General features: G+C 45.5%; 12 protein-coding genes. 3 read left to right on the forward strand and 9 right to left on the reverse strand.

Annotation, left to right across the window (positions count from 1 at the left end):
• The first annotated feature begins 85 nt into the window (after positions 1-85).
• On the forward strand, positions 86-409 hold the full coding sequence (locus J2X05_RS04270; protein ID WP_310069081.1) for a winged helix-turn-helix transcriptional regulator: 324 nt from the start codon (positions 86-88) through the stop codon (positions 407-409).
• Here J2X05_RS04270 and J2X05_RS04275 read toward each other — a convergent pair.
• From J2X05_RS04275 to J2X05_RS04310, 8 genes are all read right to left on the reverse strand, one after another.
• Complete coding sequence (locus J2X05_RS04275) at positions 402-1718, reverse strand: ATP-binding protein (protein WP_310069082.1); 1317 nt, start codon at positions 1716-1718, stop codon at positions 402-404. The two genes, J2X05_RS04270 and J2X05_RS04275, sit on opposite strands and share 8 nt — an antisense overlap.
• Before the next feature lie 21 nt (positions 1719-1739).
• On the reverse strand, positions 1740-2441 hold the full coding sequence (locus J2X05_RS04280) for a winged helix-turn-helix domain-containing protein (RefSeq protein ID WP_310069085.1): 702 nt from the start codon (positions 2439-2441) through the stop codon (positions 1740-1742).
• Positions 2442-2552: 111 nt separating this feature from the next.
• On the reverse strand, positions 2553-3107 hold the full coding sequence (locus tag J2X05_RS04285) for a hypothetical protein (RefSeq protein ID WP_310069087.1): 555 nt from the start codon (positions 3105-3107) through the stop codon (positions 2553-2555).
• Positions 3108-3292: 185 nt separating this feature from the next.
• The gene (locus J2X05_RS04290; RefSeq protein ID WP_310069089.1) at positions 3293-4450 is read right to left on the reverse strand and encodes a hypothetical protein; all 1158 of its coding nucleotides are present in this window, start codon (positions 4448-4450) and stop codon (positions 3293-3295) included.
• A 45-nt stretch (positions 4451-4495) separates the two neighbouring features.
• Entirely contained in the window at positions 4496-4963 is a 468-nt protein-coding gene (locus J2X05_RS04295; RefSeq protein WP_310069092.1) for a DUF3019 domain-containing protein, read from the reverse strand.
• A complete protein-coding gene (locus tag J2X05_RS04300; RefSeq protein WP_310069094.1) occupies positions 4941-5816 on the reverse strand; it encodes a MipA/OmpV family protein in 876 nt (291 codons plus the stop codon). The genes J2X05_RS04295 and J2X05_RS04300 overlap by 23 nt, the downstream gene beginning before the upstream one ends.
• Positions 5817-5957: 141 nt before the next feature.
• Positions 5958-6476, reverse strand: coding sequence for a hypothetical protein (locus tag J2X05_RS04305; RefSeq protein ID WP_310069097.1), 519 nt, complete (start codon positions 6474-6476; stop codon positions 5958-5960).
• Between the two features lie 37 nt (positions 6477-6513).
• Positions 6514-12633 carry a hypothetical protein gene (locus tag J2X05_RS04310; protein ID WP_310069100.1) on the reverse strand — a complete coding sequence of 2040 codons (6120 nt, stop codon included), beginning with the start codon at positions 12631-12633 and terminating at the stop codon, positions 6514-6516.
• A gap of 248 nt (positions 12634-12881) precedes the next feature.
• Between J2X05_RS04310 and J2X05_RS04315 the strand changes: the two genes are divergently transcribed.
• Both J2X05_RS04315 and J2X05_RS04320 read left to right on the forward strand, forming a co-directional pair.
• Entirely contained in the window at positions 12882-13631 is a 750-nt protein-coding gene (locus J2X05_RS04315; RefSeq protein WP_310069103.1) for a hypothetical protein, read from the forward strand.
• A 202-nt stretch (positions 13632-13833) separates the two neighbouring features.
• Positions 13834-14565: a helix-turn-helix domain-containing protein gene (locus tag J2X05_RS04320; RefSeq protein ID WP_310069106.1), complete on the forward strand. Its 732-nt coding sequence runs from the start codon at positions 13834-13836 to the stop codon at positions 14563-14565.
• Positions 14566-14619: 54 nt separating this feature from the next.
• Here J2X05_RS04320 and J2X05_RS04325 read toward each other — a convergent pair whose 3' ends face one another.
• Complete coding sequence (locus J2X05_RS04325; protein ID WP_310069110.1) at positions 14620-15693, reverse strand: efflux RND transporter periplasmic adaptor subunit; 1074 nt, start codon at positions 15691-15693, stop codon at positions 14620-14622.
• Positions 15694-15722: the final 29 nt, after the last annotated feature.

A 15722-nucleotide genomic window follows, 5' to 3' on the forward strand; every position in this document is an offset into this window, starting at 1 on the left:
GACTGGATTCACTTTACGAATTGCCACGCGCAAAAAACAGCAGGCACTTTTTGGTGCCCGGGTTACTTTTTGGGGTAAATTGTTGATGGACAACGCAAAAAATATTTCATCCCGCAGCCGCTCTAGCTATCAAAAACTGGAAGATGTGATCGGCTGTAAATGGTCAGTGTCGGTATTAACCAATGTCGGTAAAGGCATTCACCGCCCCGGCGAACTGGAACGCAGCATCGAAGGAATTTCTACCAAAGTATTAAGCGAACGTTTTCGCAAATTAGTGGAGTACGGTTTGCTCGATAAAAAAAGCTTCAACGAATTACCGCCGCGCACGGAATATTATTTAACGGAGAAAGGCAACAAGGTGGTGGAAATAATTTTGCAGATTAAGGCGTTGGATGAATCGATTAATTAAGGAGTTTTTTCGGCCAGCGAATCTGCGCCCTCGCACCACCCAATACTTCCGGCTCCACAAACTGCGCAGTGCCATGATGCCATTGCATGATGCGCTTGACAATCGCCAGGCCTAAACCAAAACCGCCAGTGGCGGAGCCGGCTGTGTTTTCATTTTGCTCTTCGTGATACAGACGAACGAAGGATTCAAACACTCGCTCGCGTTTATCGGCGGGGATGCCGGGGCCGTCGTCTTCTACCGCGATAATGTATTCACTTTGCGTTTGCATGAGTTCAATACGGATGCGCGATTTGGCGTAGCGCGCAGCGTTGTTGATGAAATTCTGCAATACAGTTTCAATCAGTTTCCACTCGCAAACAAATTTCTCATTATTGCTGAGGTCACAAATGTCCAACTGTAAATGACGTTGATTGTGACGGGCAAAGCGCAGTTGCAATTCATCGAGCAGGTCGCGCATATGGCCGCTGGTTTGTTTCAGCTGTTGGGTTTTTTGCTCAAACCCGGCATAGGCCAAAAGCGCGCTGATTAGCGATTCCATTTCGGCAATATCTTGTTCCACACTGCGCAACTGGCGACGGTCTTTATCGTTGAGTTTTTCCTCTTCAATCATCGCCAAGGCAAATTTCATCCGTGCTAAAGGTGTGCGTAATTCATGGGAGACAGCGTTGGTCATTTCGCGGTGCGATGCAATTAATTCGCGCAAACGCTGCGCCATATGGTTGAAGGCTTGTGCGAGCGGATAGAGTGTAGAAGTCGGGGAAATTTTGAGTGTTTCCGGTACACCGTCCTTGCCCAGAGTTCGGGTCTGGCTTTCGAGCTTTTTACTGTCGCGCGAGAGTGGCCATACCCATAAATAAATGACTAGTGCGATTGCAAGGTAAAACACAATTAACAGCAGGCGATAAAACGGTGATTCACTTTCATCGCTCACTGGTATGCTGAGCATAACGACTTGATCAGTTTGGGCGAGACGTTTGTACCAGATAATGTCGCCGTTGCTGCTCGCCGCAAGAATTTTTCCTGCATGCAATTCATGCATAGCTGCCGATTGTGCCAGATCATCAAGTACTAATAATTCGAGAGTAAGATTGAGTTGTCTACTCAATTGCTGCGCAGCTTGTGTATAGCCTGTATCAGACTGTGGTTGTTGCGTTAATAGATTATCTTCAATTAGCGCGAAGAGTGCATGAATTTCCGCTGTCGGTTCCTGCTCGGGTGCCACGCTTTCCCAAAACTGATTTAGACCCCAGCCGATTAAAACCACTGAGGCGACGATAAAAAAGTAGAGGGAAATAAAGGCGCGATTCATGGTTGGATTAAAAGTCCACGATTATTTCCAGGCATCAGCAATAAACAAATACCCTTTGCCCCAAATGGTTTTAATACGGGTTGGATTATCCGGATTATCGTTTAATTTTTTGCGCAGCTGGGAGATACGAACATCGATGGTGCGATCCAAACCATCGTATTCACGGTTGTAGATATGGTTAAACAAAAATTCGCGGCTGAGGATTTGCCCCGCTTGTGCCGCAAGCGCTAACAACAAATCGTATTCGTGACTGGACAACACAACTTCTTCTCCACCAAGCAATACTTTGCGCGCTGTGGGTTGGATACACAATTCACCAAATATTAAAGCCTCTTGCTCACGCGGATCATTCTGATAGTAGCGGCGCATTAGCGCGCGGATGCGGGCGAGCAGCACACGCGGCTCGGCCGGTTTAATCACATAATCATCTGCGCCGTATTCCAAGCCAAGCACTTGGTCCAAATCTGAATCGCGCGCGGTGAGCATTAGGATCGGGCCTTTGAATTGCGGACGCAATTCTTTGCACAACGTCAAACCATCTTTACCGGGCAACATCAAGTCGAGCACAATTAATGCAGGATTTAAATTCTGCGTCTGACGAATAACACGATTGCCGTTTTCCTCGATCGCAACTTGAAAATCATTGCTCTCCAGAAAATCTTTTACCAGCTGTGCCAAACGGCGATCATCCTCAACCAATAAAATCAAATTGTTTTGCGACATCGACTTGAGTCCTGCTGAAAGAGATAAAACGATTTAACGGGTTTATAGCAGTAACATTGTTTTTAACCAAGCTACCTGTATGCTAGAAAAGTTACTTGTGCGCAAGAAAAACTATTTGCCTGATAGGCAAGCCTGTAATTTTTGTTTTGCCATTTGGCCCGAGTGCCACTCCACCTGCTCAATAATTTCGCCGTTATATTCCAGGCGGAAATTAATTTTCTCTTCCATCGTCTCCAGTGCTGCTTCAATGGTAGGTACCGCAAATACAATCAGGGGTTTTTCATCGCCCACTAAATTTTCCTGACCAAGATCCCAATGAAAGGCTTTCACTTTTGCCGGTGGCTCATCATTTTGATAAAGGGCAAGCTCAATTGTCCCGGGCTTCTCCGGTATCGGAAATTTACCTCCGCCGTTTGCCACTTCAGCAATATTTGAGAAGGCCAAAAGCGCACCTTTATAGGAACCACCAGGCCCCATTAATGCAACTATATTTCCCTGTTTGTTGAATAATGCTGTGCAATATTCACCTTTTTTTGCATTGGAATTAGCTTGAAAAAATTCCCAACTGCCCTGCTCCCAAGCTTTGTGCTTTGGGTCATCAAGGAAATTTTTAACATTGCTGTCAATGGCTTCTTTAACATTAATTTCCTTTTTGCTGGTATCCATAATGCCGCCAAGGACGTCAAAATTGCTGTCAGCGGCAGCAGTTTTTGCTTTGTGATCAGCTACGCAAGTGCTCCCCTGGGCGATCATGCCACCCGGGCAACTGGCTGCGCTTACTTGTGTAGAAATAAGGGCGGCGAAAAACGTTGTGCTTAAAATGCTGGTTAGGTATTTCATTTTATCTCCTATTAATCCGGAACTTCCGCAAAACCGCTACAGGTGAAACTGGCGTCGCCCTCAGCCCATACGCGGACATCGGCAACACGCCAAGCCGAACTCTTGTCCGGAATGAAAATGAATTGGAAATTGCAGCGCGAATAAATACCTTCCTCCCAAGCAGCGCCGGACTTCATATCCATCACTACTGATTTATTGCTGAATTCATTTGCATAATCCAAAAAGCGCATATTGCCCGCCTCATTGACGGCAGGGTTGCCCATTTTTCTCACGACATCCGCTTCCGTTTTTCCGAGCCAGACTTGAATTAAATTCACTTCATAACGATTCAACTTCCGCTTACCCTGGACTTTTGCTGCTTCGTCTTTAAAATCAAACTCGGCTTGCATATCGGCAAGATTCGCCTCCAAATCTTCTTTTATCGTTTGCGCTGCAGATTGGATACCTCCTTCCAATTCCGCCATTTTTTTCTGGTACTCAGCCCATTCTTTTTTTGTGGGATAACTCGACCATCTACCCGTAGGATCAGGGCGTTTTTTTGGCCACCAGGCTACCTGCCATGCGAAATCCAGAAATTCAGGCGGGGTCGAGTAGCTGACCATATAAAAATCCGATGGCAACCCAATTTTATTTATTTTTTTGTTGAATTTTTCCATTTCAAATTGTTCCGTCCTTTTATTTAACGCAGCCTTAACTGCGCTGTGCATAACATCATCATTGCAGGCGATTTTTGCAGCTTTCAACAGCATGGGTGAATTTGCTTTCTTCCATTCACTACTGGGAACCGCTTGGCTTTTTAAATCTGATCGGCGCAACATGTAGCTATTTTCTGCCATGCGCATAGTCACGGGATCATTAAAACCAGGCTGTTTGGGGATATTTTTCCCGTCAAAGGTATGCTTAACCATACACTCAAACTGCAAGCGCATTAGAACATATTCAGGTTTGGCTTCACTTTCATATACGGCCGTTACATCCAACTCTTTTACACTGATCGGTCCAAAGATCATATTCATCGGCGTACGATCTGAAACTACCCGGAAATCGGCAAAATACATTTCCCTATCGCCCGATTCTCCTTGCATATGAAACAGCGCAGTTTGGGCAAAAGCCGGAGTGGATATACAGAGAAAGCAGAACAGTATTTTTTTGATAAGCGTTTGCAGCATGGTTAACACCCTATTAAAAAGTCCGTGGGTTATCAGGCGTGATTGCTAAAAAAAACTCCAGGGATTACGCCTGGCTTTGCGGTATTTTTTTTCGTTATATACAACTTGAAAGCGCTGGTCGCTCAGCGAGGTACTGCTGTCCAATTCGCGTAATTGAAAATCGGTGCTGACACTCGCCGTCAATTCAAATTGGTATTCGCCTTTGGTGGCATCTTGCCAACAGCGCAAGGGTTCGGTTTTATCGGTCTGGTATAAACACAACGAACGCGCTTGCGCCGATATCCATTTTACTTCCAGTTCATCGCGGCACATCTCTTCGCCCGCATTTAATACACACAAGCGCGGTTTGATTGAAAACTGGATTAGCGGTAATGATGATGAACTCGCTTGCGATAAATTATCGGCGAGCGCATAGCTTCCCTGCAGTAAGACTGCCAGGAAAAGGAATACCGTCAGAAGTGTTATGGCGCGTGCGCTCAGCAGGTCCCCATCAGAAATGGTACACCCCCCCAATGAAAACAGTGATCACTTTATTGTCATTTATTAGTGGACTGGCTGAGATCTCATCGGGTAACTGGCGATAATTGGCCAAGAAACGCAAATCCCAGCGTTCGGTCATTTGATAATTCCACTCCACTCGCGCCACTGGCGTCAGGACGGCATCAGTGCTGTAGGTACCGCGGAGGTCAGCTTCAGGCCCAGTAACTCCGTAGTAATAATTGATGACTTCACTGCTTTGCCAGATTGCGCCAACCGAAGCTGAAATCTGGTGGCGGCCAGTTGACCAATATTTCGCGAGGGCTACACGTACTTCATCGCCGTCGTGAACACCGGTAAAGTCAGTAACATACTGCAACTGCAAATCAACCAGTGTAGTAGTAACACTGTATTCAATTCCGCCCAAACCGGCCATTCGACGATTGCGTAATTGGCGCGTTTGCACATCTTTAAAACCGGGCGCAATCAGTTCTTTATCACCACCGGTATCAATCACTGGCAGATCTTCATCATCAGTGCTGCCTTTACCAGTAGTGGCAAAGCCATTGGAATCAATAAAAAAATTGCTAGGACTCCAGCGATGGAAATACACTTGGTCATAGCTTGGGGTGGCCAACAAATTGAGCTGCTGGGTTTCGCTCTCCCAGAGAATAAATCCAAAATCGAGGTTCTGGATAAAAAAGCGCTCGCCGTTGTAGTTTACTTCCGGAATTAAAAATAGCGGGATATCGGGTGTCGCCTCCAGCGGATTAGTGCGTATACCCGCACCCACGCCCAGGCTCAATTCCCACTTACCGATTTCAACGCAGTCTTCAGTTTCCAGCTCACAGGCAAACGCACCTATCGCCAACAAAGGCGCGAAGGCCATGGGAAAGACACAGGTAATCAATCGGTGAGTAAGGCTCATATAGAGAATGTACGGAGAAAAAAGGGGATAGTCTATTTATAGTCTTGATCAGCAAAAGAGACTGTAATGATTTGTAGCTAGGATTCGCTATTTGTTTCAGGCTCACTGGAAATCATGAGTAGTTGACGACTCCCGATAATCCGACACTTCACCGGCTGAGTCATATGCAACATGTAGTTTATAAGCGGTAACTTTCCCTGAACTGTACTCATACCGAGTCATCGAATTAACTTTTCCATTCAGATATCCATACTCTCGGAGCGGTTTTTGGAATGAAATACTAGCCGGATCCTGATCTAACTCCTTAATTATCACCCCCTGGGTGTTCTTAACAAACTCAATCTTCCCGTTATCCTCGCTCAATGCCAACTTTGCGACTAATGCTTCAGCATCAAATCCGCCGCTCGGGGCTCCTGCTATTGGGGGCTCGGATACAAAAGCGGCGTTATTTTTTATTGCGATAGAAGCAGATGAGGTCGAGCTAGAAACCGCCGCGAGGGGGAGAGCCTTTACCTCAATAGCACCATTATCTTGAACCACAGGCACGGGCCGCAGGTAATAGAAGGCTGCCAAGAGCACAGCTATTGAACCTGCCAGTAAGAAAATCACTTTTATTTTCATACCCTGGGGGCCCCACACTACATCCACCTAACTCTTTTTAGTTCGCTGTAAATTCTACTTTATCGATCCAAGCCGCATCAGCACCGGTGACGACACTGCTATCTTTACTATAGCGCCATTCAATTTCATGGTTACCACTTGTCAGTTGAACTGAGTATTGCGCCCACGGTGAAGAATAGGCGCTAACTTCAAGACGCCATTCGCCATCCACAAAAAGCTGCAGCTTATCGCAGCAACCCTCCGCGTCAACTCGCGCATGAAAACTTAAAGTGCCTGCGGCAAATAATCCTTTAAATACTATCGAGCTGCGCTGATTATGATCAACCGCGCCTGAGCGGATGCTATTTGCCCCCGCAAAGGCGCTGGAAATATCGACGGTCCAGTTTGCATTGTTGTTGGTGCCAGCCACCCAAAGGGGCGACAAGGTGTCCGCTTCAAAAGATTCCTGCATTGTCGTTATCGCGGGTGGAACAGAGGTCGCATCTTTAGGGTCGGTGGCATAAACGCTTACCTCTGCATAATCGCTGTAAGTGTCGTTATCTGTATCCGGATTAAGTGGATCAGTTTGGTGATCAAACAATTCCACATAATCGGTTAATCCATCGGCATCTGAATCAGTCTTAATCGGGTTGGTGAAATGGGTTTTCACTTCGTCACCATCGCTGATCCCATCACCATCAGTATCGACTAGATTGGCGTTAGTTTTGGCTTGATACTCTTCCAGATTGGTTAAAGTGTCGCCGTCAGAATCCAACGCTGCATCGCCGGCATAGTCATCATCTAATCCATTAGACTCTTCCCACCATTTTGGCAGGCCGTCGCCATCGCTATCGCCAATCGCGAATTGGCTGAACTGGACCGCACCATTTACGACATGAACAACAACGGCATATTGACCATCAGCGGCAATACGCAATGCGGTTCCTGTCACTGGATGACTTTGCAACTCAGAGAAGTCTATCGGGCTGCGCACCTTCAGCTGGTTATACTCCAAGGTAGTGAGAGCGAAGCCTGTCCAAAGAGCGTCACGCAGCGAAGTAGAAAGATTTTTTTGGAGGCTCAAATCAATAGATGAATAAATAGCGCCATTTCCTAACAGCACCATTGACCCATCTGGCGATACGCGAGTACCCAGCTGGTCGTAACCATAGGCATAAGGCAATGAACCTTGACTGGTGATCTTTCCGGTTTCTTGATCAACCGCCTCCCAATAACCACTGTAATAGACTCTGGAATCTAACGGGCTCCACGTGTACTCCGTTGATGCGTAGTTCCAATCCTTGTAGTCTGTCATGGTGCCAGTTTGATCGAAAATATAGTGAGCAGCCCAAGCACCACTATAATCCTGCGCCAATAGATAGTTGCCCACACTAGCCAAACCATTCACCGCCATTGCGGTGTTTGCGAATGGCAGTTCCTGCCCTGTTGCCAGATCCACATAGCGAATCGCGCCTGACTCATAACCCAAGTAAATCCGTTGATGTGCCTCAGACAGTGCCATTTTTTTCGGCAAGGAAGTAGCTAAACCTTGTTTGTAGCCAATCACAAAAGGATTTACATATTTTTTATCCACCAATGACCAGCGATAAATTCGTTGATTGGTGCTACTTAGCAGGTAAATGTATTCCGCATCACTGGCAATCTGATCAGGCACATAATTTGGAATGGTCGCACCATAGTCGCAATCGGTACCATTACCATGAGCTGGCAGATAACAGGCAGAGTCCTGAGGGTAGGCATCAAGATTCAAATTGGAGGTGCTATCCGCTTGGGTATAACCAACATTCCAAGCATCGGGATAGCCGTCATTGTCGGTATCAACAGAAGCAGCAGGGTCAAGCGGAAACGCATCTAGCGTATTTTCTACGCCGTCATTATCGCTGTCATCACTAGGCACATAAGCATAGGCGCCAAGCTTGCCATCAATAAAAGCGGACAGAGTCATCTCAGTATCCGAGCCGAAAATACCCAATACTTCGCCAGCAAAAATTCGTTGTTCAACCAATCTCAAACTTGCATCGCGCCGCTCAACGACAAATTGATTACCACTATTTTTTACTGTGACCAGAGAGCTATCCGCAAGCCAGCGCGCATCAACCATGGCACCCACAGACGTGGCCCAAGTCAGATCTGCACCGTTATAGATATCGCCGCTGCCGAGCAAGACTCGCGTTCCATCACCCGAAACACGAATGACCCCCGAGGTGTTGTATGCACCATGGTATGGCGTCTCACCTTCTTGAGTGATCATACCAGTGGCTGGATCAATAACTTCAAAATGAAGATCGTTAGGGCTGGTATCATCCCGGAAAAAATAGACTTTAGAATTTACCGAGTCCCACGCGTATTCGTGTGAATAATAATTCCAGTCTTTGCTATCGGTGAGTGCACCCGCTGCATCATAGATATAGTGAGTTGCCCAAGCACCGCTGCTGTCTTGAACCAATAAGTGATCACCCACCGCTGCAAGACCGTTAACGGACATAGCTACTGCAGTGAAATCATTCTCTTTAACACCACTTAAATTGATATACCGAACTTGCCCCGTTTCATAGCCCAAATACATGCGCCCGTGAACCTGTGACAAGGCCATTTTGCGTGGTGAAACACGAGTAAAGCCTTGAGTAATACCAACAATCCAGGGATTAATAAATTTCTCATCAGCGATAGACCACCGATAAATTCTGCCATTGCTTTTGCTGAGGTAATAAATTATATCGCCATCACTGACAATCTGATCAGGAATAAATTCAGGCATAGTCGCTGCGTAATCGCAATTGCTGCCGTCGCCGTGCTCCGACAGATAACAAGCAGAATCCACAGGATAAGCATCTAACGTTAAACCACTGGTGCTATCAACAGCGTCTTTACCTGAATTCCAGGAATCCGGGTAACCATCGTTATCGGTATCAACCGATGCTGCAGGATCCATTGGAAATGCATCAGCAGTATTACTCACTCCATCGGCGTCAGTGTCGTTAGATGGTGAGTAAACATGCGCTTGTAACTTCCCTTCATCATCAAGCGCTAACACCACCATTTTGCTATCACTACCAAAAATGCCCAAACCAATTCCTGCAAAGCTGATTTCTTCTACCAGTTTTAGTGTGGTGTCTCGCCGCTGAAGATTGATTAGGCTATCGTGGTTTTTAATCGTCACTAACGAGTTGTCAGCCAACCATCTCGCGTCATCGATTTGCGTTCCCAAGGAACCAACCCACTTCAATTGACTCTGTTCGTACAAATCACCACTACCCAGTAAGACTAGACTGCCATCGGTTGATGGCCTAATAGGGGATTTAATAAGGTAATCACCGTGGTACGGAGATTCACCGCTCGCGGTGACATTGCCAGTGGCCTGATCAATTACACGAAACAATAAATCATTCGGAGACGTATTATCGCGAAATGAATAAACTGTTGAGTTAACAGCATCCCAACCGAATGTATAGGAGGTGTAAAAGCTGCCTCCGTTGAACATTGCAGCGCCGCTCTTGTCATAAATTCCGAGCTCACCCGAAGAGGAATATTGATAGGCTGAATTAATGAGTAGATATTTTCCTGCTGCAACTAATTGTTGATGCCCGGCGGTTTTAATAGCAAAAGAATTTTCTTTGGCACCATCCAAATTAATATAATTTATTTGTCCATTTGAATAACCCAAATATACGCGCTGATGATCAGCAACTATGGCAAACGAGGTTGGCGCCAGTGTATTAGTTCCCTCCTTTGTTCCAACTACCAGCGGATTAATATAATTACCCGCAGTGATCGACCAACGATAAATGCGATTGTTGGCTTTACTCAACAAATAAACAATATCGCCTTCATTGATGATTTGATCTGGTATAAACGCAGGCACTCTTGCAGCGTAATCACAAATCGTTCCGTTACCATCGCTTATTAACGCACATGCGGAATCTTTTGGATAAGCATCCAGCACTAATCCGGTCGTGCTTTTGGATTGATTGTATCCACGATTCCAACTATCCGGATAACCGTCATTATCACTGTCTACTGAGGCCGCTGGATCATTGGGAAATGCATCTTGCGCATTAGGAACCTTATCACCATCGATATCGTCTTTTGGTGTGTAAGCGTAGCTGACCAACTTGCCAAATCTAAAGGCAAGTACAACCAAAGCTTTATCGGTACCGAAGATACCCACCAGCGAATCGCCATCAAACGAGGTTGTTTCAAGCAGCTGATTACTTTGATCAATGCGCGACAATACAATTTTTTGCCCCAGCGAATACGCCTGCACAATTGACCCATCCGCCAACCATTTTGCCGCATCGGATCGACGCCCCAGAGAGCGGGAAAGACTGAGATTCTCCGCTTTGAAGATGTCACCATTACCCAACAGGATTTGGCGCGCATCAGGTGACAGGGTCAGTAAATTTCCCAAACTATTATTTATGTTAAAAGCTGACGATTTATATTCAGACAGTTTTCCGGAAGTTTGATTTACCAAAAAATAATAAAATTGATAATTAGTGTAACTGGAGCTCAGAAAATACAAACGACTGTTAACTTTATCCCATGTATATTTTGCCGAGTCCGGATATTGTTGTTTTTTATCTTTCTGTACAGCTTTTGAGTCAAAGCTATAACGGCTAATTTGATCTTGAATCACCAGCATCTTTCCTGCGGGAACCAGCTTCGAGACTGCCGAATCAACAGTGGCAAAGGGCTTCTCAGTTACGGTAGAAGACCCGGAAGGTTGGACATAATTAACAGCGCCACTGGAATAACCCAGATATAAACGATTCTGGTCTTCAGCGAACGCCATAGTCGTGGGGAAAAGTTGTTGATAACCGCTGGTAATGCCCGGCTTTAATGGGCTGATATAAGTGCCTTTCTCTACCGACCAACGATATATTTTCTTATTATAAATACTTAACAAGTAAACGGTTTTAGCATCGGATGTCACTGCATCCGGGGTAAAGACAGGTGTAGTGGCCGTATAGTTACACAATTTGCCATCCCCCTGCGCCAATGAATTGCACTCGGCGTCTTTTGGATAAGCATCCAACACTAACCCCGTTGGACTAGACGAAGCATTTTGATTTTTATTCCACGCATCGGGATAACCGTCTTTGTCAGCATCGCGCGAGGCTGCTGCATCTAATGGAAATGCGTCTGTGGCATTAGCAACTCCGTCGCCATCGCTGTCAGGGTTGGGAACGTAAGTATGTATTTCCAGTTTTTCGTTATTCACCATTAGCACCGCATATTTGCTCGCAGTACCATAAATATTTAGCACTTCACCCGCATATTCGCGCTGCTCTACTACGCGTAAATTGGCATCGTGCATTTTTAACATGGCTTTCGAGGGCCAGGAATAAAAAACACCTCTCAGTGAAACTATACTGCCATCGGGTAAAAATTTTCCTGCTTTTATCCAATCACCGATATTCCCAAGAAATATATTGCGGCTCAAAGGGGCGGCTATTGTCCCGGTGTGTGTCAGTAAATAACGCCCATCCGCTGAGATACTTAGTATTGGACCGTTTGTGCCAAGGCTATGGGTGGAAAATAGAAATGAACGTATGCCAAATCTGCCAGTCTTTTGATCGATTGACGTGGCGTCGACCTGACTCGAATCTACACGATAAACTTTGGAATCTGCCGGGCTCCAAATATGGTGATCAACCAAATCCAAATAAGACGAGCTTTGCTCAATAATAGTACCGCGATTATTGAATGAATAACGATTGCCGACGTAGTTCGAAGTACCATCTACAACAATCAAATATTTTCCCGCCGCAGCCAATTCCTTGATAGGCATAGCAGTTGTTGCAAAGCTTCTTTCTGTTGCTGTTCCACTGAGTGCCAGGTAGCGAATATCGCCCGTCTCATAACCGATATATAACCGGCTATGGCCTGGTGCAACCTCAATAGTTGTCGGTAAATATTCAACATCATCTTTTACCAACCCAACCGTAAGCGGACTGAGATACGCCGAGGTGGCAATAGACCAGCGATAAACCGCTTTATTGCTTTTACTGAGCAGGTAGATAATCTTTTCGTCGCTAACCACTTGGTCAGGAATAAAATCGGGTGGGGTGTAATCGACAGCTTTAGCCGCCCATAGAAGATTGGCAAAAAGTGCAAAACTCAGGACAACGAATAAACGGAGGGATTGCTTCAACATACCTGTATTCCTTTCCGAAAACGGAGAAAGATTTTATTAGTAAAAACTTTGAGAGTGGGGAAAATAGTCTCATGAAAAAGGCGCTTAGATTAGCATATGTCCCCAGATGAACCCAAATTAAGCCCTGTGCACCTGCTGTGAATCTAACGGCAGTTACAAATTTTAACGACCGGCAACACTTTACCAACAGACTTGCTACCCCTTGCCCCCTCAGGATAGATAGCCTAATAACCCTTGAGGAAATCACTATGGCTAGTAGAAACTGGAAGAAATCATTACCGTTGGTCGCAATTTTAGCAGGGGTGCTTTTTATTGCCGGTTGCGGCAGTGACGATCTTCCCAAAGCAGATCCAAACACCAAAATGTTACATATCGATTTCAATGAGGGCATTACCGGTTGGAAGGCAGGATTTGCGGATTACCCGGCAGGTGAAGAAGAATTTTATGAGTTGGGTTCCGGGCACGCTAATTTGCCAGCTGCATTAACAACTACCCGTAAGGGTTTTAAAGTCACTGGCAATAACCATAGCGACGATTTGTTTATGTTTATCACCAAGCAAGTAGATGGGCTTGAACCCAACGCCCGCTACGATCTGCGTTTTAAAGTAACCTTTGGCACTAACGCGCAAAATAATTGCGTCGGCATTGGTGGCTCACCAGGCAATAGTGTGTGGATTAAAGTCGGCGCGACAAAAAATGAACCTAAAGCAGTCAACGACGGCACCGGGTTTTTATTGCTGAATTGGGATAAAGGCAACCAGGCAGCCGGTGGTAGCGATGCAATTATCGCCGGGGATTTTGCCAACAGCCAGGAATGCAGCGCAACCGATGTGGTAACCACCTATTTGAAGAAAACCCTGATTACCGAAAAAGGCGCCTATTCAACTGTGACTGATGACAAAGGCAGTCTTTGGGTGCTGATGGGTACAGATTCTGGTTTTGAAGGTACTACAACGATTTATTTTATGGAGCTGGAAGTAGCAGCCACTAAAAAATAAATTCTGGTTTCAAGCACCCACTGGAAATAAAAGAGCCGCGTTTGCGGCTCTTTTTATTTCAGGTAAGCAGTTTATTCTGCGATTAATGACGATAGACTTTAATTGTTAGCCTGTATTCCTTGGTGATCGACGCAGACTCTGGTGTAAATTTTTCTGGATAAGTTAGACTGCTGCGAAACCAAAAGTATAGGAATCCGCTACTGTGAGCCAAATTACCACCCTGTGCGATACCCTCAAACAACTGCTCAAGGCCCGCAATCTCACTTACAAAGATTTAGCCCAGGCGCTGGAGTTAAGTGAAGCCAATATCAAACGCATTTTTTCCAGCCAGAGTTTTACGCTGGAGCGGCTCGAACAAATTTGCGGTTTATTGGAATTGAGCCTTTCGGATTTATTTTTATTAAATACCCAAAAAGAACACCGCCTTACGCAATTGACGCAAGAACAGGAAGAAGAATTAATTGCCGATAAAAAATTATTGTTGGTGGCGGTGTGCGCCCGCGATGGCTGGTCATTCAACGACATAATAAACCACTACCAAATCACAGAACACGAATGTATCCGACTACTGGCGCGGCTCGACAAATTAAAAATGTTGCAGCTTTTGCCCGGCAATAAATACAAATTGCTGATTGCGCAAGATTTTCGCTGGATTCCCGGCGGACCGTTGGAACAGTTTATGAGCAGCGATGTAATTGTGGAATTTATGGAGGGAGATTTCAGCCAGGAACAGGCTTTTCGTTTTTATATGCGCGGCAGTTATTCGGCAGCATCGGCAGCTATTATTAAAAATCGTCTGAACCAGTTGACCCAGGAGGCAGCAGCCTTGAATCAGGCAGATGCAAAATTGCCGCTGGATAAACGCCAACATTTGGGTTTACTGCTAGCGATGCGCCCTTGGGAGTTGAAAATGTTTGAGGCGATGAAGAGGTAAGTATTAGGAAAATGCTAAAGCCATGTTAACCATGGCTTTAGGAGCAATTGCTTATTAGCGATGCTTGATCTTATCGCCCTCTTTCAAGCCTTCCAGAATTTCAATATTGATACCATCGGAAATACCGGTTTTCACTTCACGCTTTTCAAATTTTTGTGGGCCGGTTTCGATCTCAACAAACTGGGCTTTTTCTTCCACAATTAAGTTACCTTCGTTGATCGCTACAACGTTTTCCTTCTTATCCAATACGATATCGGCATTGGCGCTGTAGTTGGAGCGCAGGAATAATTTTTCGCTCAGTTTCACGGCGGCGCGAATCTGGAATTTAATGGTCCCTTGATCCGTTACACCTTTAGGAGAAATATATTCAAGAATCGCGGTAAAGGGTTCCCCTTCCAATGCGCCTACATCCAATACCAACTCCATACCTTCGCGGATTTTGCCTACTTCGGATTCATCCACCATACCTTCAAAAATCATATCGTTCATATCGGCGAGTGTAGCAATAGTAGTACCTGCACCGAACGAACTTGTCTCTACAATAAACGCACCTTCTTTAAAGGGTAGATCCAAAATCATACCGGTAACGGTAGCCGGAATCATGTTGGAGACTTTATCGGATTTTTTGGTGGCGCCCGATTTCATCAACAGCAGATTATTTTCCGCTGAAGTCACGGCTTCGCGTTGTAAATCATAATTGAGCAAAAACTTGTTGTACTCCGAAGTAGAAATTAATTTGTCGGCGAACAGTTTTTTCTGGCGCTCAAATTCATCGGTCGCGTTTTGCAAATTAATTTTGGCAGTTTCCAATTGCGATTCAGCCTGGTTCAACATCACCATATTGGGCGCTAAGGTAATTTTGGCAATGATATCGCCTTTATTCACATTCTGGCCGGCAACCACATAGAGCTTTTCAACCACACCGGATACTTGCGATTTAATTTCCACTTCGCGGCGTGGAATAACTTTACCCACTGCTACCGTCTTTTTCACAATAGTGGTTTTAAACACGGCATCCGAGGTGTAAGTAACCGGCTTCTCCTGGGATTTGTTATACAAAAACACGGCGGTACCAATAAACACTACGGCGATCAAACCCAACACTGCATACCAGATAAACTTTTTCATGGTGTCCTTCTTACGATTGCTGATAAAAA

It is taken from the genome of Cellvibrio fibrivorans (assembly GCF_031457055.1).
GTDB lineage: Bacteria > Pseudomonadota > Gammaproteobacteria > Pseudomonadales > Cellvibrionaceae > Cellvibrio > Cellvibrio fibrivorans.